Annotated in this window: 21 protein-coding genes; 12 read left to right on the top strand and 9 right to left on the bottom strand. The window is 71.2% G+C overall.

The window, feature by feature from the left end; all coding sequences use genetic code 11:
* Positions 1 to 203: 203 nt before the first annotated feature.
* The gene (locus ACWGL3_RS20475; protein ID WP_267948869.1) at positions 204 to 452 is read right to left on the bottom strand and encodes a sulfurtransferase TusA family protein; all 249 of its coding nucleotides are present in this window, start codon (positions 450 to 452) and stop codon (positions 204 to 206) included.
* Positions 453 to 825: 373 nt separating this feature from the next.
* Between ACWGL3_RS20475 and ctaC the strand changes: the two genes are divergently transcribed.
* From ctaC to ACWGL3_RS20455, 4 genes are all read left to right on the top strand, one after another.
* Entirely contained in the window at positions 826 to 1812 is a 987-nt protein-coding gene (gene ctaC, locus ACWGL3_RS20470) for an aa3-type cytochrome oxidase subunit II (protein ID WP_452461680.1), read from the top strand.
* On the top strand, positions 1813 to 3480 hold the full coding sequence (gene ctaD, locus ACWGL3_RS20465) for an aa3-type cytochrome oxidase subunit I (RefSeq protein ID WP_267948871.1): 1668 nt from the start codon (positions 1813 to 1815) through the stop codon (positions 3478 to 3480).
* 10 nt (positions 3481 to 3490) lie between these two features.
* Positions 3491 to 3916 carry a cytochrome c oxidase subunit 4 gene (locus ACWGL3_RS20460; RefSeq protein ID WP_267948872.1) on the top strand — a complete coding sequence of 142 codons (426 nt, stop codon included), beginning with the start codon at positions 3491 to 3493 and terminating at the stop codon, positions 3914 to 3916.
* 252 nt (positions 3917 to 4168) lie between these two features.
* Positions 4169 to 5470: a L,D-transpeptidase gene (locus ACWGL3_RS20455; RefSeq protein WP_267948873.1), complete on the top strand. Its 1302-nt coding sequence runs from the start codon at positions 4169 to 4171 to the stop codon at positions 5468 to 5470.
* 22 nt (positions 5471 to 5492) lie between these two features.
* Here ACWGL3_RS20455 and ACWGL3_RS20450 read toward each other — a convergent pair whose 3' ends face one another.
* The 5 genes from ACWGL3_RS20450 to ACWGL3_RS20430 all read right to left on the bottom strand — a co-directional run bounded on the left by ACWGL3_RS20450 (position 5493) and on the right by ACWGL3_RS20430 (position 11391).
* Positions 5493 to 6641, bottom strand: coding sequence for a glycosyltransferase family 4 protein (locus ACWGL3_RS20450; protein WP_267948874.1), 1149 nt, complete (start codon positions 6639 to 6641; stop codon positions 5493 to 5495).
* A gap of 310 nt (positions 6642 to 6951) precedes the next feature.
* Positions 6952 to 7986: a C40 family peptidase gene (locus tag ACWGL3_RS20445; protein ID WP_267948875.1), complete on the bottom strand. Its 1035-nt coding sequence runs from the start codon at positions 7984 to 7986 to the stop codon at positions 6952 to 6954.
* 344 nt (positions 7987 to 8330) lie between these two features.
* Positions 8331 to 9332: a C40 family peptidase gene (locus ACWGL3_RS20440; RefSeq protein ID WP_267948876.1), complete on the bottom strand. Its 1002-nt coding sequence runs from the start codon at positions 9330 to 9332 to the stop codon at positions 8331 to 8333.
* 389 nt (positions 9333 to 9721) lie between these two features.
* Positions 9722 to 11113, bottom strand: coding sequence for an NYN domain-containing protein (locus ACWGL3_RS20435; RefSeq protein WP_267948877.1), 1392 nt, complete (start codon positions 11111 to 11113; stop codon positions 9722 to 9724).
* Positions 11110 to 11391, bottom strand: a complete 282-nt coding sequence (locus ACWGL3_RS20430; protein WP_267948878.1) for a hypothetical protein — start codon at positions 11389 to 11391, stop codon at positions 11110 to 11112. Before ACWGL3_RS20430 ends, ACWGL3_RS20435 begins: the two co-directional genes overlap by 4 nt.
* Before the next feature lie 131 nt (positions 11392 to 11522).
* On the opposite strand from ACWGL3_RS20430, the gene ACWGL3_RS20425 reads away from it, so the two are divergent.
* Genes ACWGL3_RS20425 through ACWGL3_RS20410 form a run of 4 tightly spaced genes read left to right on the top strand, consistent with a single transcriptional unit; the run spans position 11523 to position 14755 of the window.
* Positions 11523 to 13247, top strand: a complete 1725-nt coding sequence (locus ACWGL3_RS20425) for a DEDD exonuclease domain-containing protein (protein WP_267948879.1) — start codon at positions 11523 to 11525, stop codon at positions 13245 to 13247.
* Positions 13225 to 13989, top strand: coding sequence for a rhomboid family intramembrane serine protease (locus tag ACWGL3_RS20420; RefSeq protein ID WP_267948880.1), 765 nt, complete (start codon positions 13225 to 13227; stop codon positions 13987 to 13989). Before ACWGL3_RS20425 ends, ACWGL3_RS20420 begins: the two co-directional genes overlap by 23 nt.
* Positions 13990 to 14044: 55 nt before the next feature.
* Positions 14045 to 14320 (top strand): Lrp/AsnC family transcriptional regulator, encoded by a 276-nt coding sequence (locus ACWGL3_RS20415; RefSeq protein WP_267948881.1) that lies wholly within the window; start codon positions 14045 to 14047, stop codon positions 14318 to 14320.
* A 6-nt stretch (positions 14321 to 14326) separates the two neighbouring features.
* Positions 14327 to 14755: a protein-tyrosine phosphatase family protein gene (locus ACWGL3_RS20410; RefSeq protein WP_267948882.1), complete on the top strand. Its 429-nt coding sequence runs from the start codon at positions 14327 to 14329 to the stop codon at positions 14753 to 14755.
* 96 nt (positions 14756 to 14851) lie between these two features.
* Here the strand turns inward: ACWGL3_RS20410 and trpD are convergent, their stop codons facing one another.
* From trpD to ACWGL3_RS20395, 3 genes are all read right to left on the bottom strand, one after another.
* On the bottom strand, positions 14852 to 15943 hold the full coding sequence (trpD, locus tag ACWGL3_RS20405; protein WP_452461679.1) for an anthranilate phosphoribosyltransferase: 1092 nt from the start codon (positions 15941 to 15943) through the stop codon (positions 14852 to 14854).
* A 147-nt stretch (positions 15944 to 16090) separates the two neighbouring features.
* Positions 16091 to 16213, bottom strand: a complete 123-nt coding sequence (locus ACWGL3_RS20400; RefSeq protein WP_267948884.1) for a hypothetical protein — start codon at positions 16211 to 16213, stop codon at positions 16091 to 16093.
* A 20-nt stretch (positions 16214 to 16233) separates the two neighbouring features.
* On the bottom strand, positions 16234 to 16671 hold the full coding sequence (locus ACWGL3_RS20395; RefSeq protein WP_452461678.1) for a hypothetical protein: 438 nt from the start codon (positions 16669 to 16671) through the stop codon (positions 16234 to 16236).
* Between the two features lie 481 nt (positions 16672 to 17152).
* On the opposite strand from ACWGL3_RS20395, the gene ctaE reads away from it, so the two are divergent.
* The 4 genes from ctaE to qcrB are packed head-to-tail and all read left to right on the top strand — an operon-like array spanning position 17153 to position 21526.
* Complete coding sequence (gene ctaE / locus ACWGL3_RS20390) at positions 17153 to 17779, top strand: aa3-type cytochrome oxidase subunit III (RefSeq protein ID WP_452461677.1); 627 nt, start codon at positions 17153 to 17155, stop codon at positions 17777 to 17779.
* A 17-nt stretch (positions 17780 to 17796) separates the two neighbouring features.
* Positions 17797 to 18735, top strand: a complete 939-nt coding sequence (gene qcrC / locus ACWGL3_RS20385; RefSeq protein ID WP_431061492.1) for a cytochrome bc1 complex diheme cytochrome c subunit — start codon at positions 17797 to 17799, stop codon at positions 18733 to 18735.
* A complete protein-coding gene (gene qcrA, locus ACWGL3_RS20380; RefSeq protein ID WP_267948887.1) occupies positions 18728 to 19870 on the top strand; it encodes a cytochrome bc1 complex Rieske iron-sulfur subunit in 1143 nt (380 codons plus the stop codon). The genes qcrC and qcrA overlap by 8 nt, the downstream gene beginning before the upstream one ends.
* Positions 19871 to 19873: 3 nt before the next feature.
* The gene (gene qcrB, locus ACWGL3_RS20375; protein WP_267948888.1) at positions 19874 to 21526 is read left to right on the top strand and encodes a cytochrome bc1 complex cytochrome b subunit; all 1653 of its coding nucleotides are present in this window, start codon (positions 19874 to 19876) and stop codon (positions 21524 to 21526) included.
* Positions 21527 to 21557 lie beyond the last annotated feature (31 nt).

Here is a 21557-nt window from a genome sequence, read left to right as displayed (position 1 = left end):
GCGCGGGGCCAGTGCGCAGCCCGATGCGGCGCAGCGGGTCGGGCCGGAACCGGCCGACCCAGCGCGTCACGGGCCAGCCCGTCGCGGCGCGCCCCGTCCGCGCGGCCTCGTCGTGTGCGGGCGCCCTCCCGCGCCGCTCCCGGGAAACGCCGGGCGGCGAATCGTTATCGCAACGGGATGGCGGGACGTGCGCCGGAGCCGGTTCAGTACATCCGGCGGATGTGAAACGCGCTACCCCGACCCAGGGGCTCCTCCGCGAGGAACTCGTGCATCTTCATGCGGCACCACGCGGGGATGTCGGCCCGCGCGGCCGGGTCGTCCGCGGTGACCGCGATGACCGACCCGATGGGCACTTCTCCCAGTCTGGCGGCCAGCATGATGATCGGGACGGGGCACTTGCGGCCCACCGCCTCGACCGTGACCAGCGGGGCCTGCGGCGGATACCCGGGCACGGAACACCCCCTGCGCGTCGTCGTCCTGTCCCCACCATCTTGACCCGCCCGGCCCCGTAAGGCGAACCCGGTTAAGGGCGTCGTAAACCCAGCGATACGCTCGCCTTGGTCTTTCCTCGCGAAGCTTCCGTAACCGCCGCCCACGAGCGGCGGGGTCGCCCGCGGGGAGGAGGGCCCGGGGGGACGCCGGGCCGCGCTCCGTAGCCAGCCGGGAGGGTATCCTCCGCGGGCGAACGGGCCCGGCTCCACGTACCGCCGCGCGTTCCGCGCAGGGGCGTCTGGCAACACGCTGACCAGGTAAGCCCATGAACGGCACGCCGGGCGGTTCGCGATAATGTTTCCCCTTGACAAGCTTTGGACACTTAGGCCGCCCGTGGAGGATCCACGGGCTTCACCGCTGGGAAGGCAATCCGTGAGTCCGACCCGCCAAGAAAATCGGCGCCCCAATCCGCGCCGATGGGCACCACGCGGCGCCGCGCTCGCCGTGCTGGGGCTGGCCGCGACCGGCTGCGCGTCGAACGATCTCACTCGTTTGGGCATGCCGGAGCCGATCACCGACCAAGCCGAGCGTGTTCTCTCGCTCTGGCAGGGCTCCTGGGTGGCGGCTTTCGCGGTCGGCATTCTCGTGTGGGGGCTGATCATCTGGTCAGTCATCTTCCACCGCAAGCGCTCTGAGCAGTTGCCGCCGCAGGTGCGGTACAACATGCCCATCGAAGCGCTCTACACCGTCCTGCCGATCGTCGTCATCTCCGTGCTCTTCTTCTTCACCGCGCGGGACCAGGCGATCATCCTGGACACCGACGAGCCGGCCGACGTGAACATCGAGGTCGTGGCCTTCCAATGGGCCTGGCAGTTCAACTACCTCGACGACACCAAGGAGAACGGCGGCGAGGTGCTCTTCTCCGAGACGGGCATCCCCAACCCGGACGGCACCGCCGACCCCTCGACGCAGACCACCCTGGTGCTTCCCGAGGGCGCGACCGTCCACTTCGACCTCCACTCGCCCGACGTCATCCACTCGTTCTGGATCCCCGAGTTCGGCTTCAAGATGGACGTCGTCCCCGGACGTGACAACGCGTTCCAGGCGAGCCTCACCGAGGACAGCGCGGGCCAGTACATCGGCCGCTGCGCGGAGCTGTGCGGGGTCGACCACACCCGCATGCTCTTCAACGTCGAGGTCCTTCCCCAGGACGAGTACGACGCCTGGGCCGCCGAGCAGGAGCAGGCGGCCGTGACCGCCAACAACGAGGCCGCCGAGGCCGTGGATTCCGAAGCGGACTCCGCCGACGGCTCGGGCGCCGAGGGATCGGATGCCGAGGGCACCGGTGCGGGCGCGGCCGACGCCGAGGAGAACGAGTAAATGACCACGACGGCAACACCGGCTCGCACCGACGGCAAGGCGCCGTCGAGCGCGGGCTCGATCATCGTCAACTGGCTGACGTCGACCGACCACAAGGTCATCGGGTACATGTACCTGATCACCTCGTTCGCGTTCTTCCTCTTCGGCGGAGTCCTGGCGCTCCTCATGCGCGCCGAGCTGTTCTCACCGGGCATGCAGGTCATGTCCAACGAGCAGTTCAACCAGCTGTTCACGATGCACGGCACGATCATGCTGCTGATGTTCGCGACCCCGCTCTTCGTCGGGTTCTCCAACATCCTCATGCCGCTGCAGATCGGCGCCCCCGACGTCGCCTTCCCCCGGATCAACCTGTTCGGGTACTACCTGTACCTGTTCGGCAGCCTCATCGCCGTGGGCGGGTTCCTCACCCCGGGCGGCGCGGCCAGCTTCGGCTGGTTCGCGTACACGCCGCTGTCCGACGCGGTCCGCTCGCCGGGCCTGGGCGGCGACCTGTGGATCCTGGGCCTGGCCGTCTCCGGTCTGGGCACCATCCTCGGCGCGGTCAACTTCATCACCACCGGCCTGTGCATGCGCGCCCCCGGCATGACGATGTTCCGCATGCCGATCTTCACCTGGAACACGCTGCTCACCAGCGTCCTGGTGCTCATCGCGTTCCCGGTCCTGACCGCCGCCCTGATCGCCCTGGGCGCCGACCGCATGATCGGCACACACGTCTTCAACGCCGAGCACGGCGGCGCCATCCTGTGGCAGCACCTGTTCTGGTTCTTCGGGCACCCCGAGGTGTACATCATCGCCCTGCCGTTCTTCGGCATCGCGACGGAGATCCTGCCGGTGTTCAGCCGCAAGCCGATCTTCGGCTACAAGAGCCTGGTGGCCGCCACCATCGCCATCGCGGGCCTGTCCGTCACCGTGTGGGCGCACCACATGTTCCCCACGGGCGCGGTCCTGCTGCCGTTCTTCTCCTTCATGACGTTCCTCATCGCGGTCCCGACCGGCGTGAAGTTCTTCAACTGGATCGGCACGATGTGGCGTGGGCAGCTGTCCTTCGAGACGCCGATGCTGTTCACGATCGGCTTCCTGGTCACCTTCCTCTTCGGCGGACTGACCGGCGTGCTCCTGGCCTCCCCGCCGATCGACTTCCACGTCACCGACTCCTACTTCGTGGTGGCCCACTTCCACTACGTGGTCTTCGGCACCGTGGTGTTCGCGATGTTCGCGGGCTTCTACTTCTGGTGGCCCAAGTTCACCGGCAGGATGCTCAACGAGAAGCTGGGCAAGTTCCACTTCTGGCTGCTGTTCTTCGGCTTCCACGGCACGTTCCTGGTGCAGCACTGGCTCGGGGCCATGGGCTTCCCGCGCCGCTACGCCGACTACCTGCCCGGAGACGGCTTCACCGAGCTGAACCAGATCTCCTCGGTGTCGTCGTTCGTGCTGGGGGCCTCGACGCTCATCTTCTTCTGGAACATGTACATCACCGCGAAGAGGGCGCCGCTGGTCACCGTGGACGACCCGTGGGGGTACGGCTGCTCGCTGGAGTGGGCCACCTCCTGCCCGCCGCCGCGGCACAACTTCACGTCGCTGCCGCGCATCCGTTCGGAGCGTCCTGCGTTCGACCTGAACCACCCGCACGCCGCGGTCCCGGCGGGCACGGACCCCGAGAGGAACTAGGGATCTCGCCATGAAGACGCAGGCCTATCTGTTCATGGGCATCTCGACCTTCTTCGGTCTTGCTGCCGCCCTGTACGTGTACTGGTCCTACCAGGACACCGGCGCCATCGAGTGGACGGGCACCACCGCCCTGGTGGTCTCCATCGGCTTCGGCTGGATGATCGGCTTCTGGCTCTGGCAGGCGGCCCGCCGCAGCGAGCGCTTCCACGGGCTCCCCGCGGAGGAGCGGCTGGACGGCGAGATCGCCGAGAACGCCGGGGAGTACGGGTTCTTCAGCCCGCACAGCTGGTGGCCGATGTTCGTCGCGATGGCCGTCGCGTTCACCGCGGTGGGCGTGGCCATCGGCTGGTGGATGGTGATCACGGGCGCCTTCGCGATCATCCTCACCTCGATCGGCTGGATCTTCGAGTACTACCGCAAGGAGTTCCAGCACTAGGACGCGCCGCCCCGAGCATCGGGCACATACCGTGCCCAAATGCGCACTCCGGGTAGTATGCGACTGTCACCACCCCGGTGGCCGGAAGGCCTCGCACCGCGAGGCCGACCGGCCGCCGGGGTCGTGTTTTCGGTGACCCTGCCGTGACGCGGGGCCTCGTGTCCGGTGCGCGGCGTGTCCGGGACCGGCGGCGTGCGAGGCGCCGTCCCGCGCACCGGGGCCACGTCGCAACCGACGCTGGAGGTCCTTGGCGTGAAGGGACGAGTCTTCCGATCGGCGGTCCGCCGCCTCGTGGCCGCGGTCGCCGCGGTCGTCCTCGTGGCGACGGCCTGCACCACCGCGGGCGGGGACCCGGGAGGTCCCGGCGGGGAGGAGGCGCCCGGTCCCGGGATCACCGTCACCCCCGGGACGGGCGCTGCCCCCGTGGCGCCCAACACGCCGGTGCGCGTGGAGGCCTCCGGCGGGACCATCACGGACGTCCGCGTGGAGCAGGTCGCCGCGGACGCGATCGCGGAGGCCGGCGGGGCGGGGGAGGCCGGGGCGGAGGGGCAGGAGTTCCCGGGAACCCTGAGCGGGGACGGCACCCGGTGGAAGAGCGACCGGAACCTCACCCCCGGCGCGTCGGTGAGCGTCTACGCCACGGCGGAGGACGCCGGCGGCGAGGAGACCGAGGTCGTCGCGGAGTTCCACACCGAGGGCGTCGACGGGGACTCACGCCTCGGGCTCGTCTCCAACCACCCGCAGAGCGGCCAGACCGTGGGCGTCGGCATGCCCGTCGTCGTCGGCTTCGACGTGCCGGTGGAGAACAAGGTCCAGGTGGAGAACTCCATCGAGGTGACCTCCGAACACCCGGTCGAGGGCGCGTGGAACTGGGTCGACGACGAGACGGCGGTGTTCCGGCCCCGGGAGTACTGGGAACCCCGTCAGAAGGTCTCCGTCGACCTGAGGCTGGCCGGGGTGGAGGCGTCCGAGGGCGTCTACGGGACGGAGGACGACCGTATCGACTTCGAGGTCGGCCGGGAGCTCGTCGCCACGATGCACGTCCCCGACCACGAGCTCGAGGTGGAGATCGACGGCGAGCTCGTGCGCACGATCCCGGTGAGCAACGGCAAGGGCCATGAGCGCTTCAACACCACCACCTCCGGCACGCACGTCACCATGGAGAAGTACGCCGAGCTCGTGATGGACTCCGCGACGGTCGGCATCCCCGAGGGCTCGCCCGGCCACTACCGGCTCGACGTGGACTGGGCCGTGCGTACCTCCGACAGCGGCGAGTTCACCCACGCGGCGCCGTGGAACGGCGGTATCGGCCACGCGAACACCTCCAACGGCTGCACCAACATGTCGGTGCGGGACGCCCGGTGGTTCCACGACCAGGCGCTGATGGGCGACATCCTGGAGACCACCGGCACCGGACGCGAACTGGAGTGGGACAACGGGTGGGGCTTCTGGCAGCGCTCCTGGAAGGAGTGGTTGAAGCACAGCGAGACCGGTGAGCCCCAGGTGACCGACGGCTCGGGCACCCCGGGCAGCGTGCACGGCGAGGGCCTGTAGCGGGCAGGGGGCGCCGCCCGGTTCAGCCGCCCGCACGCCCCGGAGCCGTCAGCAGCGCCTCCAGGCGCTCGGCCGTGCGTTCCCAGGTCCACGTCCGGGCCACCCACTCCCGGCCGCGTGCGCCCATCTGGGCGGCGCGGTCGGGGTCCTTCAGGAGTCCGATGAGGGCCCGGGCCACGGGCCCGGGCCGGGAGCCGTCCACCACCCGGCCCGTCTCGCCCTCCAGGACGGCGTCGGGTGCGCCGCCGGAGTCGCCGGCCACCACCGGCAGCCCGGTGGCGGAGGCCTCCAGGTAGACCATCCCCAGCCCCTCCACGTCCAGGCCGCCCCGGCGGGTGCGGCACGGCATGGCGAACACGTCGCCCGCGTCGTGGTGGGCGGGGAGCTCCGCGGCGGGGACGGGGCCGGTGAAGACCACCGAGTCCATCCCCGCCGCCGCGGAGCGCAGCCGGGGGCCGTAGGGGCCGTCGCCGACGACGAGCAGGGCCGCGTCGGGCACGTCCGCCAGGACGCGGGGCCAGGCGCGGATCAGGGTGTCCTGGCCCTTGCGGGGCACCAGGCGCGACACGCACACCACGACGGGGCGCCCGCCCAGGCCGTGGCGCGCGCGGACCTCCCCGCCCCCCGCCCCGGGGCGGAACCGCTCGACGTCCACCCCCGGGGCCAGGCGGCGCATCCGGTCGGCGGCGGCCGGGGACAGGGCCCGGGAGAGCCTCCTGCGGGTGTAGTCGCCCAGGTAGGTCACGGTGTCGGTGGTGTCTCCGATCCGGCGCAGAGCCGTGCTCGCGCCGGGGACCACCGACCAGCCGGTCTCGTGCCCGTGGGTGAGGGCCACCTGGCGGCGGACCCGGCCGCGCAGGCCGCCCGCGAGCAGGCCCAGGGGCGCGGCGGCCCCGTAGAGCACCGAGTCGCAGTCCTCCAGCGCGGCGATGGCGCGCGCCCGCGCGGCCACCCGGGGCGAGGGGAGCAGTACGCCCGCCGCGTCGCGGACGACGGGGAAGGGCTGGCGCAGGTCGAAGTGCGGGTCCGCGGCGGCGTCGCCGGGGGAGGGGGAGGAGCAGTAGACGACCACGGAGCCCTCGGGCCGGCGCAGGGCCAGCTCGTGGACGAAGGACTCGATGCCGCCGGAGCGCGGCGGGAAGTCGTTGGTGATGATCAGGGTGCGCGACACGGGAGCGAGTCTAGGGCGTCCCGCGCGGTCGCCCGGGGAGAACCCGGCGTTCGCGCCGAACCGGGGCCGGCGGGCGCCGGGCCGCCTCCCTCGGGGGCGGTGGTGCGGGGGCCGTCCCGGGTGCGGCGGACCGACCTGGGGTGATCTACGCCGTACAGGTGACGGGATAGGGGGTGTCCCCGAGATGAGAGGGGACAGGGATCCGGCCCTGCACGGAAGACGCGGTGGCCGCGACCCCCTGGGAACCAGGACGTCGCGGCCACCGCTGGGCCCCGCCGACCTGCCGCGGGACCCGGGACGCCTGCCGTCGCTACGGGCGCACGGCGGTCACGAATTCGGAGCGGTAGTAGTCGTTCAGGGTCACCGTGCCGATGGGCTTGGTCGAGGTGGACGCGTGCACCATCACGTTGTCGCCCGCGTACATGCCCACGTGCTCCGGGCCGCTGCCGCCCGGGTAGAAGAACAGCAGGTCGCCGGGCTGCTTGTTCTCCCAGGAAACCCGCTGGCCCGCGTTCACCTGGGAGTAGGTGGTGCGCGGCAGGCTCACGCCCGCGGCGCCCCAGGCGGCCTGGGTCAGGCCGGAGCAGTCGTACCCGTCGGGGCCGGTGCCGCCCCAGACGTAGGGCATACCGATCTTGGAGTAGGCGAAGTCCAGGGCGGTCCTGGCGTTGCCCGAGGCGGGGCCGGTGTAGCTGCCACCGCCGCCGGTGCTGCCGCTGCCCCCTCCGCCGGACCCGCCGACGTTCTCGGTCGCCGCCTCCTGCTCCTCGGCGGTCAGCTGGGAGAGCAGTTCCTCCTGCTCCGCGATGGCCTCCTCGGCCTCCTCGGTGGCGTCCTCGGCCTCCTGGAGGGCTTGGGCCGCCTCCTCCTCGGTCTCGGCCGCGGAGGCCTCCAGGGTCTCCAGGTTCGCGAGCTCCTCGGCGTACCGCGCCAGCTGCCCGTCGTTCTGGCCGGCGAGGTAGGTCAGGTCCGCCTGGTGGGCCAGGGCGTTCTCGGGCCCGGTCGAGGTGACCAGCTCGTTGAAGGAGGTGAAGTCGGGGCTGGAGTAGGCGGCTCCGGCGAGCTTGCGCACGTCCAGGCCCAGCTCCTCCACGTTCTCCTCGGCGGCCTCGATCTCCGCCAGGACCTCCTCGAGCTTCTCCTCTGCGGCCTCGTGGGTCTCCTGGGCCTCGTTGTAGGTCGCGTTGAGCTCGATGAACTCCTCTTCGAGGCGCTCGATCTCCTCGCGGACCTCCTCGGAGGTCGGTTCGGCGTGCGCCACCGCGGCGGGCATGACGAGGGCCCCGAGGGTGAGGGCGGCGAGGACCGCTGTGCGGCGCCTGCGGCCGCCAGGGGATGCAGACACGTTGGGTTACACCTTTCTCCCCTTGTCCCGGGCCGTGCGGGGTTCAGCGGGAGCAAGGGACTGCGCCGGGTGGGGGTTCAAGGGCCGGGGAGCCGGCCCGAACGCTGTGGGGCCCGGTCGGGACACGGCTGTCACCACCTGGGGGCGGTGAAGAGGAGCAACCGCTGTCGGCGATGAACACTAGTGCATCGCGCGGGTTCACCTCAACCTTTTCGTGACGTTCCACCGTGGGGCGTCGGGTGTCCGGAAACCCCTTCCGTGTCCCTTACCCGGGCACGCTCCGCACATGGAGAGGCCGCCCCCGGCGAACCGGGGACGGCCTCTCCGTGCGCGTGGGGCGGGCCCTAGGGGCGGACGCCGAACTCGAACTGTCCGGCCCAGTACGCGGCCAGGTCCACGACCTCGATGTTGCGGCCGCTGCTCGGCGCGTGCACCATCTGGCCGTTGCCGGCGTAGAGGCCGTTGTGGTTCACACCGGAGAAGAACATGATGTCGCCGGGCTGGAGCGCGCTCATGTCGTTGATCCGGTGGCCGACCTCGGCCTGGGAGAAGGTGGTGCGGGGCAGGTCGACGCCGGCGTTGCGCCAGGACGCCTGGACCAGGCCGGAGCAGTCGTACCCGTTGGGGCCGGTGCCGCCCCAGACGTAGGGCAGGCCGACCTTGGAGTAGGCGAAGTCCAGCGCCGCCCCGGCACTGCCGGACGCGCCGCCGGTGTACGACTGGCCGCCGCTGGAGTCGGCGCCGTCGGCGGAGCGGTCGGCGTCGGGGAACTGGGCGAGGATCTCCTGCTGCTCCTCGATCTTCGCCTCGACGTCGGTCTTGGCCTCGTCGGCCTCCTCCAGGGCGGCCTCGGACTCCTCCAGGGCCTCCTCCGCCTCGTCCTTGAGGCTGAACAGCCGTTCGGAGGACTCGCCGAACTCGTCCAGCTCGGCCTTCTGGGCCTCGGAGAGGTAGTTCAGGTCGGCGTTCTGCTCCAGCAGGGCCTCGGGGCCGTCGGAGGTCAGGATGGTGCTCGTGGAGTCCAGCTCACCGGACTGGTAGGTGGCGCTGGCCAGCTGCTGGACCTTGCCGCGCAGCTCCTCGTAGCGCTCCTCCTCGTCCCCGACCTGCTCCTCGAGCTCCTCGTACAGGGCCTCGGCGACCTCGTGGTCCTCCTTGGCCTGGTTGTAGGTCTCGACGGCGGCCGCGGCCTCTTCGTTGAGCTCCTCGATCCGGTCCTCGACCTCGTCCTGGGTCGGCTCCGCGTAGGCGGTGCCCGGGGCGATGAGGGTACTCGCGACGACAGCGCTGATACCGGTCGTGGCTGCGATGCGGCGGGCTGTACGCCGACCACCGGGGTTCTTCATGGCGGTCCGCTCCTTGAGGTTGGGAAGTCCGCATAGGGGTGCTGGAGGACAGTGTCCGCGCGGAGGCGGGGCGGGTGAGTGTGCGGGTCCCGACCGGAGGGCGCAGATCCTGCCTTCGCTCCGATGGAGCACTCACGTTCGGGAAGAACCTAGCGGACCGCTCTGCTCGTCTCAACCACATCTGTGGGCACAACCCCCGAATCATGGGGGAACCCACCGTTCCCGCGGGGACGTTACGCCTGGAAGGAGCGGTCGGGGGCGGTGTGGCCCGGAACGTGCGGGCTTCTGTCCGCTGTGCGCCTCGCCACGCCCCGGCGGCGGCAGGAGGGGAGGTGCCGCTCCCCCCCCGGCCGGACCCTCGGAGGACCCGGCCGGGGGAGGAGGGCGGCTCAGCCGTGCGCCTCCAGGCGGCGCAGGAAGATCGCCGAGGGCACCGCGCGCGCACCCGCGCGCCGGACCGCGGACACGATCTCCTTGTCGGAGGTCACCACGGCGATCGGGCGTCCGGGCGGCTCCGCGCGCACCAGCCGCACGATCAGCTCGTCGGCGGTCTCCCCGGGGGCGCTGAAGAGCAGGCGCACCCGCCGGGTGGGGGCCGCCACGGGGGGAGCGTCGATGTCGGCGCCGTCGAACACGCACGTGATCTCGGCCTTGGTCCGGCTGGCCAACCCCTCCAGCGAGGCCATCAGCCGTGTGCGCTGGTCGGCCAGGGGGAGGGTCCCGTACCCGGTCTTGGTCACGTTGTAGCCGTCCACCAGGAGGTGGACCCGGGGCACCGTCAACAGGTGCTCCAGCAGGCCCGGGTCGTCGTCGGGCAGGCCGCCCAGCGACACCCGCCGCTGCTGCTCGGCCTCGGCGACCAGGTCCGCGGGGCTGTCCAGGGCCGCGGGCAGCGCCAGCTCCCTGCGCAGCCCGTGCGCGGATTCGACCAGCACGTCCAGCAGCACCCGGAGCCGGGCCTCGTCCGCGTTGCGTCCGGCGCGCACCGCGCGGCGGGCGTTCTCCACCTGCGCCTCGGCCGAGGCCAGCCGCGACCGCAGCCGCCGGTTCTCCGACTCCAGGGCGTTCATCTGCGTGGCCGACTCCGACTCGCGGTCGGAGGTCTCGGCCAGGACCCGTGCGGCCTCCGCCGCGGCGCCCTTGGCACGCTGCCGCTCCGTGTGCACCTTGCGGCGCAGCTCGGCGATCTCCGTGCGCTGCTCCCTGAGCTGGGAGCGCAGCCGCTCCGTCTCCGACTGGTGCTCGCTCCTGGCCTCGTCCAGCTGGCGGCGCACGGAGTCCAGCGCCTCGGCCGCCTCGTCCACCTCCCTGGCGCCGGCCAGGCGCTCCAGCTCCAGGTGGACGTCCTCGATGATCTCCGGCCAGCCCTTGGGCCGCAGCAGGTACGCGCAGGCCGCCACCGCCACGGGGTCCGCGGCAGGGGGCACCACGCCCGAGTGCAGGCCCTCGGCCAGCTCCGGCCACACCTGCCGCACCCGGGCCGCGACCATGTCGCGGAAGCCGCCGTCGGTCTCCAGCTGGGCGGCGATCTGCGGGCCGGCGAGCCTGGCACGGCGGCGCGGCTCGAACTTGGCGACCCTGCGCAGCAGCGGGGGGAGTTCGCTCGCGCGCATGCCGCCCAGCACGTCGGAACCGTACTCGACGACCCGGGCGCGCACCGGCTCGGGCAGGGGGCGGCGCAGCCGCTCCCCGTCGCTGTCGGCGCCGGGCGTCACGTCGACACTCTCGTCGCGCGGGCCGGTGCCGTCGGAGTCGCCGCCCGCCTCGGGGCGGGCGCTCATGCCTGACCCGTCGGGCTCTCCGCCGAGGAACCGGTGGCCGACCGGTCGGCGTCGGGGCGGGCGATGACCTCGACGCTGTCGGTGGCGCCGCACCAGCGGCACTTCACGCGCTCGACCGTCTCCGAGAGCACGGTCCGCTCCTCGACGCGGCCCTCACCGGCCAGGTCCAGGTGGAGGTAGTCCTGCGAACGGGTCGTCCTGGTCACGTCGAACCGCGTGAGGTTCCCGCATCCGGTGCACCGCCACCGCTCCTTGTCACCCGGCATAGCGATCCCCACGGTTCCTCCTCGTGTCGTGCTCGTCACGGGGCCGCGGACCTTCCGGCCCCGTCCCCCACATCTTTCCATGTCGGGCAGGTCAGACCGTATCCCGACCGTTTTCGGTCGTCACCGCCGACTAGCCTGACCGCGTGGTTCGACAGTCCGCGGCGCCCGCCGGCGTCCAAACGAGCATCAGCGACCTCGGCACGCCCCTGGCCGCGGCGACGTTCGTCGTGCTGGACCTGGAGACCACCGGGACCAGCGCGTCCGCCGCCCGTGTCACGGAGGTCGGCGCGGTCAGGGTGCGCGGGGGAGAGGTCCTCGGCGAGTTCTCCACCCTGGTCGACCCCGGCGTGCCCGTCCCGGCCGCCATCACCCTGCTGACCGGGATCACCCAGTCCATGGTGGCGACCGCGCCCCCCATGGAGGAGGTCCTGCCCCGCGTCCTCGCGTTCCTCGACGAGGAGCCGGACACCGTCCTGGTCGCCCACAACGCCGCCTTCGACACCGGTTTCCTGAAGGCCGCGTGCGAGCGCCACGGGTCGGCCTGGCCCGGATACCCGGTGGTGGACACCCTGCGCCTGGCCCGGGCGATCCTCCCGCGGAGCGAGACCCGCAACCACAGGCTCGCCACCCTCGCCGCGTTCTTCGGGGTTCCGGTCACCCCCAACCACCGAGCCCTGGACGACGCGCGTGCCACGGTCGGGGTCCTGCACGGGCTGATCGAGCGCCTCGGGCCGATGGGCGTGACCAGCGTGGAGGAGCTGCGCGCCGTCAGCAAGCCCGCCAGCCGGGCGCAGAAGGCCAGGCGGCACCTGGCGGAGGGCCTGCCGGAGGGCCCGGGGGTGTACGTGTTCACCGACGCGCGCGGGGCCGGCCTCTACGTGGGCAAGAGCAACAACCTGCGGCGGCGGGTCCGCTCCTACTTCACCGCGGCGGAGAGCCGCAGGCACATCCGCGAGATGGCCGCGCTGGTCGAGGGCGTCACCCCCATCGAGTGCGCCACCGAACTGGAGGCGTCCGTCCGCGAGCTGCGGATCATCGCCGAGCGCAAGCCCCCCTACAACCGGCGCTCCCGCAACCCCGAGCGCGCCTCGTGGGTCAAGCTCACCACCGACGCCTACCCGCGCCTGTCCGTGGTGCGGGCGGTCAAGGACGACGGGGCCCCCTACATCGGTCCCTACGCCTCGGCCAGGGACGCCGAGCAGGCCAAGGAGGCCCTGCTCCACACGTTCCCGCTGCGGCAGTGCACGCACGCCTTCTCCGAGAGCAGGAGGATCGACCCGTGCGTCCTGGCCCAGCTGGGACGCTGCGGCGCCCCCTGCGACGGCACCGAGGCGCTCGAGGCCTACACCGTCCACGCCGACGCCGCGCGCGAGGCCATGACCGGGGACCCCGCCGCCGTCGTCTCGGCGCACACCTCGCGCATCGCCGAACTCGCCGGAGCCCTGCGCTACGAGGAGGCCGCCGCCCTCCGCGACCGCCTCGCCGCCTTCCTGCGCGGCGCCCGGCGGGCCCAGCGGCTGTCGGCCCTGGCCTCGGTGGCCCAGGTGGTCGCCTCCCGGCGCTCCGCCACGGGCTGGGAGACCTGCGTGGTCCGCCACGGGCGCCTCGCGGCCAGCGCGGTCCTGCGGCCGGGCACCGATCCGACCGCGTTCCTGGCCTCGCTCCTGGCGACCGCCGAGTACGTCCCTCCGGGGTACGGGCCGAGCCCCAGGGCACTGCCCGCGGAGACCGAGCTCGTCCTGGACTGGCTCACCGACCCCGCGACGAGGCTCGTCGACATCGACGGGGTCTGGACATGCCCGTTGCGGAGCGCGGAGGCGCACACGGAGATGACACACTGGGCGCATGGCCGCGCTTCCGCTCAATGACGACTACCCCGTCCGCCGCGCCCCCGTCGTCGCGTACACGCTGATCGCGGTCAACGTCCTCGTCTACCTGCTGTCCCCCCAGGCCGCCACGGCCGTCTGGTACCCGGTCGACATGGTGGGCCGCTTCTGCGCCATCCAGGACTACTTCATGCGCTGGGGCGCGGTGCCCGCCGAGATCCTCGGACAGGTGGACCGGGTCCCGCACGCGGTGCCCGAGTGCGGGTCGGTGGACGGCAAGTCCGTGTGGTTCTCGGTGCTCAGCTCGATGTTCGTGCACGCCGGCGCCATGCACCTGCTGGGCAACATGGTCTACCTGTTCGTCTTCGGCCCCGTCGTGGAGGACCGCATCGGCCGCGTCCGCTTCCTGCTGCTGTACGCGGTCACCGGGGTGGCGGCGGCCTACGGCTTCTCCCTGGTGGAACCCGGGGGGGAGATGCCCATGGTGGGAGCCTCGGGCGCCATCTCCGGCGTGCTCGGCGCCTACCTCGTCGTGCAGTTCCGCAGCCGGGTCACCACACTGGTGTTCGTGGTGATCCCGATGCGCCTGCCGGGGTGGGCCCTGGTCGGAAGCTACTTCGTGCTTCAGTATCTTCTCTACGTCACCACATCGAACTCCCCCGGCGCCGGGAGCGGAGTCGCCTACGCGGCGCACGTGTACGGGTTCATCGCCGGGGTGATCGCGGGACTGGTGGTCTACCGGCTGCGATGGCGCTCCGGGACGCGGCTCTCCGACGTCTACTAGGGGCGCCCCGCGCGGCCGGGGCCGCCTTCCCGCGGCCAACCGCCCTGGAGGCACAGTGATCACCGCGATCGTCATGATCAAGGCCGACGTCAACCGCATCCCCGAGGTCGCCGAGGCGATCGCGGAGATCGACGGGGTGAGCGAGGTCTACTCGGTCACCGGGGGCGTCGACCTCATCGCCATGGTGCGCGTGCGCCGGCACGAGGACCTGGCGGAGGTGATCCCGGGGCGGGTCAACAAGGTTCCCGGGGTGCTGTCCTCCGACACCCACATCTCCTTCCGCGCCTACTCCAAGCACGACCTGGAGTCCGCCTTCGCGATCGGCTGGTAGGGGCCGGTGGCATCTTCCTGGGACCCCTCGGCGCCCGGTGTGCTCCGGCTCCCCTCGGGGGCGCTGGTCCGCGGCCGGGGCCTGCGCCGCCCGCTCCCGGAGGGCCCCGCGCCCTCCTTCGCCGTGTACCTGCTCGGGCAGGAGCCGCCCCCCGTGCCCTGGGAGGCGCGCTGGGTGAGGTGGAGGGACTTCGGTCTGCCGTCCGACCCGGCCGGCCTGCGCGGCGCCCTGCGGGAGGCGCTGGAGCGGGCCGGGGCCGACAGGGTCGAGGTCGCCTGCTCGGGCGGACGGGGGCGGACCGGCACCGCGCTGGCCTGCCTCGCCGTCATGGACGGGGTGCCCGCCGGGGAGGCGGTCGCCTACGTTCGGGAGCACTACTCGCCGCGCGCGGTGGAGACCCCGTGGCAGCGGCGCTTCGCGCGCCGCTTCGGGTGAGCGGCGGGCCCGCGGCCGGACGCGGGGGCGGGCGCCGGGGATCCCGGCCACCCGCCCCCGCGGCAGGGCGGGGCACGGGGCCCGGCCGCCGCGTCCTCAGGCCGCCTTGGCGTGGCTCTGGCTGATCTCCACCCAGTTCTCCAGGGTGCGCTCGGCCGCTCCGGAGTCGACGGCGGCGGCCGCCCGCGCGTACCCGGCGCCCACGGCGTCCAGCAGCGGCCCCTCCACGCCGTCCACGGCGGCCAGCGCGGCGCCCGCGTTGAGCAGGACCGCGTCGCGCACCGGCCCGGGGCGCCCGGCGACGAGGTCGCGCACCGCCTGGGCGTTGAACTCCACGTCCCCGCCGCGCAGGTCCTCGGCCCCGGACCGGGCGATGCCCAGGTCGGCCGGGTCCAGGGTCTCCCTGCGGGCCGAGCCGTCGCGCACCACCCACACCGTGGACGTGGTCGTCGTGGTCAGCTCGTCCAGGCCGTCGTCGCCCCGGAACACCAGCGCGGAGGAGCCGCGGCGCGCGAACACGCCGGCGATGACCTCGCACATGCGCTCGTCGAAGACGCCGATCGCCGAGGCCGTCGGCTGCGCGGGGTTGGTCAGCGGCCCCAGGAAGTTGAACACCGTCGGCACGGCCAGCTCGCGGCGCGGCTTGGCGGCGAAGCGCAGGGACGGGTGGAACAGGGGCGCGAAGCAGAAGGTGATGCCCGCCTCCTCGGCCACCCGCGCGGTCAGCGCCGGGGGCAGGTCCAGGACCACCCCGAGCCGCTCCAGCACGTCGGCCGTGCCGCAGGAGGAGGACGCGGCCCGGTTGCCGTGCTTGACCACGCGCGCGCCCGCCGCGGAGGCCACGATCGCCGCCATCGTGGAGACGTTCACGGTGTGCGCCCGGTCGCCGCCGGTGCCGACGATGTCCAGGGTCGGCCCGGGCACGCTCACGCGCACGGCGTTGTCGAGCATGCCCTGGGCCAGGCCGGTCACCTCGGACACGCTCTCGCCTTTGGCGCGCAGCGCGATGGCGAACCCGGCGATCTGGGCGTCGGTCGCCGACCCCGACATGATCTCGTTCATCGCCCAGACGGTGTCGGCGCTGCTGAGGGTGACACCGCCGAGCAGGGCGGTGATGAGGTTCGACCAGGTCCGCTCGGTGACGGCGGACGGTTCGGAGGAGGGGGCGGGCGAGGCAGGGGCGTTCATTCTGGTGACTCCACGGTGAGGAACGGGCGTAGGGACCCGGGGAGGCGGCGCACGGCGGAGGGGTTCCGCGTGCGCGGCGCCGGGGCGGCGGCCCGCCTCCGCGCGGCGGCCCTCACGGGCGCCGGCGGACGAGCGGGCGGGCCGCCCTCAGGCCCCCGGGGACGGGGACGGGGCGCGGCCGCGCCATCGCCCGATGTCGGCGCCGTGGTTGAGGGACCCGCCCACCACGAGGCGGCGGCGCATGTCCCGCTCGCCGCTGTCGTCCACCACGCGTCCGCCTCCCACCCGGATCACCCGCTGAGGGCCGCGACCCGCCGGCGCATCACCTCGGCCAGCGACTCGGCGAGCGCGACGGGGTCGATCGGGTGGCTGACGACCTGCTCGGCCTGCGACCAGGTCGCGAGCCAGCCGTCGTCGCGGCGGCCCACCAGGAGCAGGACCGGCGGGCAGCGGTAGATCTCGTCCTTGATCTGGCGGCACAGGCCCATCCCGCCGACGGGGGAGGCCTCGCCGTCGAGGACGGCCACGTCGATCGCCGCGGCCGGGTCGGTGTCCTCCAGTTTGCGCAGGACGACGGGCGCGGTCGCGCACTCGACGAACTCCACCCGGGGGACGTCCGCCGCGGGGCGGCGGCCGATCGCCAGCCGGACCTGCTCACGGGTATCGGCGTTGTCGCTGTAGACCAGCACGCGCATCCTGGCACCCGTGTCCGTACCGCTGACCACCATCGCGCAACCGTCCCATCGCGTCTGTCCGCGGCCGCCGCCGTGGGGGGTGCGGCCGAGGCGTTCGTTGGCTGTATGCCTATGACTGTATTGCCTCGTGGCCCCGCTGCCCAGGAGAACCGGCGGGTCCTTCGGGCAGCTGAGACCTTCGACACCACAGGATGCCAGTACCTCGGAGGGGTTCGCCCACCCGCCCCGGGCGCGGCGTTGTCCAACAGTGATCGTTTCGATACCTGGGCGTTGGCCGTGGTGGGTTGGAGTGGTGGGAGGAGGGGTACGAATCGCCTCAGCCGCCCAGGATCGCGCTTTTCGGCCCCCGAGGGCGCGGCGGATGCGGACCCGCGGTGCCCGAGCCGCTACAGTAACGCCCGAGTCACGGCGTGAGGGCCGTGGCGGCGGTCCGAGGCAGGCCATATCGGGACTGAACCGCCTCCTTACGGGGGGTCGAGTACGGACCTCCGCGAGATGCCGTAATAATGCTCCCGTGGCGACAGCAACCGCGAACCCAAAAACAGCACCGACACCAGCACATGGTGCGGCAAAGCGTCCTGACCTGGTGAGCGTTGGCACCATCGTGTGGTTGGCCAATGAGCTCATGTTCTTCGCTGCGCTGTTCGCGATGTACTTCACCATCCGATCGGTGACCAATGGAAACCCCGACCTCGGGGCATGGCCGGCGACCCACCTGAACGTTCCGTGGGCGACGACCATCACCGTGGTCCTCGTGGCTTCGAGCTTCACCGCGCAGGTCGGCGTCTGGGCCGCAGAGCGCGGCGACGTCAAGAAGCTGCGCATGTGGTTCTTCGTGACGTTCTTCATGGGACTGTTCTTCATCCTGGGACAGGCCTACGAGTACTACGAGCTCATCGTCCACGAGGGCCTGACTCTTCAGTCGAACGCCTACGGGTCGATGTTCTACCTGACCACGGGCTTCCACGGACTCCATGTCATCGGTGGGCTGATCGCGTTCCTCATCATGCTGGGACGCACGTACGCCGCGAAGCGCTTCACCCACCAGCAGGCAACCAGCGCGATCGTCGTGTCCTACTACTGGCACTTCGTCGACGTCGTCTGGGTCGCTTTGTTCTTCACCATCTACTTCATCCAGTAACCCGAAACGGGGAAACCGTGAAATGGATTACCGCGCGGCGACGGCATCCCCTTGCGGGGTATGTCGTCGTCATCCTCGCGCTAGCCCTGTTCGGGGTGGGGTATGCCGCCCTGGCACCCACCGCGGACCAGGCCCAGGCGCAGACTCTCGCCGCTGACGTCCCGTCACCGGATGACGTGGACATCGCCGAGGGCAAGACCGTCTTCGACCAGACGTGCGCGAGCTGCCACAACTACGACGGGAGCGGCAGCTACGACGCCGAGGGGAACGTGACCAACGGTCCCGACCTCCGCGACGTCGGCCCCGCGGCCATCGACTTCCAGGTCAGCACCGGGCGCATGCCGTCCATGGACCCGAGCAGCCAGATGCCGCGCAAGCCCATGGCCATGTCCGAACAGGACCTGGCCAACCTGATCGCGTACTACAACGCGGAGATCAGGAACGGCGAGAGCGGCGCCGAGGTGCCCTACGAGGTCCCGGACTCCGAGCCCAACCGCGCGGACTTCGAGGACGAGACGGCGTACGAGGCGGCCGTCGAGGAGTGGGAGTCCGAGTACGACTCCTACATCGAGGGCGCCGAGGACACCGACATGGGCATGAAGCTCTACCTGACCAACTGTGCGCACTGCCACAGCTGGTCCGGTGGCGGCGGCGCCCTCACGGACGGCCGCTGGGCCCCCGAGATCCACGACGCCTCCCCGCGCGAGATCTACGAGGCCATGGTCAGCGGCCCCGGCGCCATGCCGATGTTCAGCGACGGCGCCATCACCCCCGAGGAGAAGCACGAGCTCATCTCCTACGTGAAGACCCTCCAGGCGGAGCCGAACGCCGGCGGCGTCTTCGACCTCCAACGGATCGGCCAGGTCGCCGAGGGCTTCATCGGGTGGGTCGTCGGCCTGGCCCTGATCGTCGCCTGCGCGATCTGGATCACCGCGAAGCAGCGTGCACATGACTGAGAACGACAACAACGACAACAACGAGGCCGGGGCCCACACGCCTGAGCGCGTGGTGGGGACCCCGACGGCCGCCGCGGAGGAACGCGTGGTGACCGAGTCCTCCGCCGGGGCGCCCGAGGAGCACGCCGGCCCCTACCGGGCGTCGGAGACCCACGCGCGCCCGGAGGAGGTCCAGCGCCGCGGCGAGAAGGCCGCGTCCGCCTGGTTCATCATCGCCTTCCTCGGCGGTATCGGCTTCCTCGTCTCCTACTTCCTGTTCCCGCCCAACGCGGCGGGCGAGCCCGCGATCGCCGACCCGCAGATCGGCCAGTACTCGAACATGCTGCTCGGTGGCACGCTCACCGTCGCCATGTTCGGTATCGGCGCGGGCATGACGGTCTGGGCGCGCCAGGTGATGCCCCACTACGAGGTGCACTCGCCCTACGACGACCTGGCGTCCGACGAGAAGGAGAAGGGCTCCTTCAGCGACTTCTTCATGAAGAGCGCCGACGAGAGCGGCTTCACCAAGCGCCCGCTCATGCGGCGCACGCTCATCCTCGCGATGGTCCCCCTGGGCCTGGCCCCGATCGTGCTGCTGCGCGACACCGGCCCGCTGCCCGGGGACAAGCTGAAGCACACCCCGTGGGAACCCGGGATGCGCATGTTCGTCGAGGGGACCCACCGCGAGATCCGCGCGGAGGACCTGGAGAACGACCCGTACGGGATGATCTCCGCCCTTCCCGCGATCGACGACGGGCACCACCCGCACGGCATGAGCCTCACCGACCAGGCGAAATCCGTGATCCTGTTGATCAAGATCCCGGAGAACGACTGGAAGGAGGGCATGACCGAGCCGATCGAGGGGACCGATGAGACGCGTCTGAACTGGACGCACAACGGGATCATCGCCTACTCCAAGATCTGCACCCACGTGGGCTGCCCCGCAGCCCTGTACGAGCGCACGACGCACCGCATCCTGTGCCCGTGCCACCAGTCAACGTTCGACGCTGCGGACGCCGCCAAGGTCGTCTTCGGACCGGCGCACCGCGCTCTGCCGCAGCTTCCCATCAGCGTCGACGATGAGGGCTACCTCATCGCGACCGGCGACTTCACGGAGCCGACCGGTCCGACGTTCTGGGATTATGCGAAGGACTAGTCGATGAGTAAGACCACGCAAGCACCCAAGGCGCTGCGCGGCGTCGGAAACTTCATCGACGACCGCTTCCACCTGGCCAAGACCGGTGAGAAGAACCTCCGCAAGGTCTTCCCTAACCACTGGTCCTTCATGCTGGGCGAGATCGCGCTGTACTCGTTCATCATCCTGCTCGTCACCGGCGTCTTCCTCACGCTCTGGTTCAAGCCGAGCATGCTGGAGGTCGTCTACGACGGCTCCTACGAGCGCCTCCAGGGCGTTCCCATGTCGGAGGCGTACGCCTCCACGCTGTTCATCGACTTCGATGTGCGTGGCGGCTTCCTCGTCCGGCAGATCCACCACTGGGCCGCCCTGATCTTCCTGGCGGCGATCGTGGTGCACATGCTCCGCGTGTTCTTCACCGGTGCGTTCCGCAAGCCGCGCGAGATCAACTGGCTGATCGGCATCGCGATCTTCGCGCTGTCGATCATCGAGGGCCTCTTCGGCTACTCCCTGCCGGACGACCTGCCCTCGGGCATGGGCGTGCGGATCCTCCAGGGCGTGATCCTGGCGCTGCCGCTGGTGGGCACGTACGTGTCGATGTTCCTCTTCGGCGGGGAGTTCCCCGGCGAGGACATCATCACCCGGCTGTACATGCTGCACGTGCTGGCGATCCCGGCGGTGCTCCTGGCCCTGATCGTGGCGCACTTCATGATCCTGTGGCACCAGAAGCACACGCAGTACCCGGGAATCGGGCGCACGGAGAAGACAGTGGTGGGAACGCCCATGTTCCCCGCGTTCGCGGTCAAGGCCGGCGGGTTCTTCTTCTTCACGTTCGCCGTGATCGCGGGTCTGAGCGCGTTCGTGCAGATCAACCCGATCCACCTGTTCGGGCCCTTCACGCCGACGTCCATCACCTCCGGGCTCCAGCCCGACTGGTACATGGGCTTCCTGGAGGGGTCGCTGCGCATCTTCCCGAACACCTTCGACTTCAGCGTCTTCGGTTACGCGGTGCCGATCGCGGTGCTCGTCCCGGGGCTCGGGGTCATGGGCATGCTCTTCGTCCTGCCGGGCGCCTGGCCGTTCGTCGAGCAGTGGATCACCGGGGACAAGCGCGTCCACAACGTGGCCGACCGTCCGCGCAACGCGCCGGTCCGCACCGGGCTGGGCGTCGCGGGCATGACCGCCTACGGCGTGCTCTGGCTCGCCGGGTCCAACGACATCCTGTCGGAGACCTTCTCGATCGACCTGTACCTGACCACGTACATCTTCCGTGTGCTGGTCTTCGTGGGGCCGGTCGTGGCGTTCATCGTCACCAAGCGGATCTGCCTGGGCCTCCAGCGCAGGGACCGCGACACCCTGGAGCACGGCTACGAGAGCGGCACCATCCGGCAGCTCCCCAGCGGTGAGTTCATCGAGGTCCACAAGCGCAACTCCGAGGAGACCACCGAGGTGCTGGAGAGCAAGCCGCTCATCGGCTCCACGGCCCTCGCGGACGACGCGGACGTCGACGACAAGGGGGTGGAGAACCCCGAGTCCCGCAAGGGCATGGGCAAGCTCCGCCGCGCCCTGGCCCACTGGTACACCAAGGACAACGTGTCCATCGACGGTGTCGAGGCGCACAGCGGCCACCACCTCCACCACTCCGCACCGGAGGGTGAGAAGGAGTCCGCGCACTAGGACGCCTCCTGTTCGACGGACCCGGCCGCAC

It is taken from the genome of Nocardiopsis sp. NPDC055824, assembly GCF_053616335.1.
The sequence above is the reverse complement of the archived record's forward strand: the minus strand, read 5'-3'. Positions and strand labels throughout refer to the sequence as shown.

Excerpts from the sequence above, each read along its gene's own strand:
- ctaD (WP_267948871.1), top strand. The coding sequence starts at position 1,813 with ATGACCACGACGGCAACACCGGCTCGCACCGACGGCAAGGCGCCGTCG.
- ACWGL3_RS20460 (WP_267948872.1), top strand. The coding sequence starts at position 3,491 with ATGAAGACGCAGGCCTATCTGTTCATGGGCATCTCGACCTTCTTCGGT.
- ACWGL3_RS20440 (WP_267948876.1), bottom strand. The coding sequence starts at position 9,332 with ATGAAGAACCCCGGTGGTCGGCGTACAGCCCGCCGCATCGCAGCCACG.
- ACWGL3_RS20435 (WP_267948877.1), bottom strand. The coding sequence starts at position 11,113 with ATGAGCGCCCGCCCCGAGGCGGGCGGCGACTCCGACGGCACCGGCCCG.
- ACWGL3_RS20420 (WP_267948880.1), top strand. The coding sequence starts at position 13,225 with ATGGCCGCGCTTCCGCTCAATGACGACTACCCCGTCCGCCGCGCCCCC.
- trpD (WP_452461679.1), bottom strand. The coding sequence starts at position 15,943 with ATGAACGCCCCTGCCTCGCCCGCCCCCTCCTCCGAACCGTCCGCCGTC.
- ACWGL3_RS20395 (WP_452461678.1), bottom strand. The coding sequence starts at position 16,671 with ATGGTGGTCAGCGGTACGGACACGGGTGCCAGGATGCGCGTGCTGGTC.
- qcrA (WP_267948887.1), top strand. The coding sequence starts at position 18,728 with ATGACTGAGAACGACAACAACGACAACAACGAGGCCGGGGCCCACACG.
- qcrB (WP_267948888.1), top strand. The coding sequence starts at position 19,874 with ATGAGTAAGACCACGCAAGCACCCAAGGCGCTGCGCGGCGTCGGAAAC.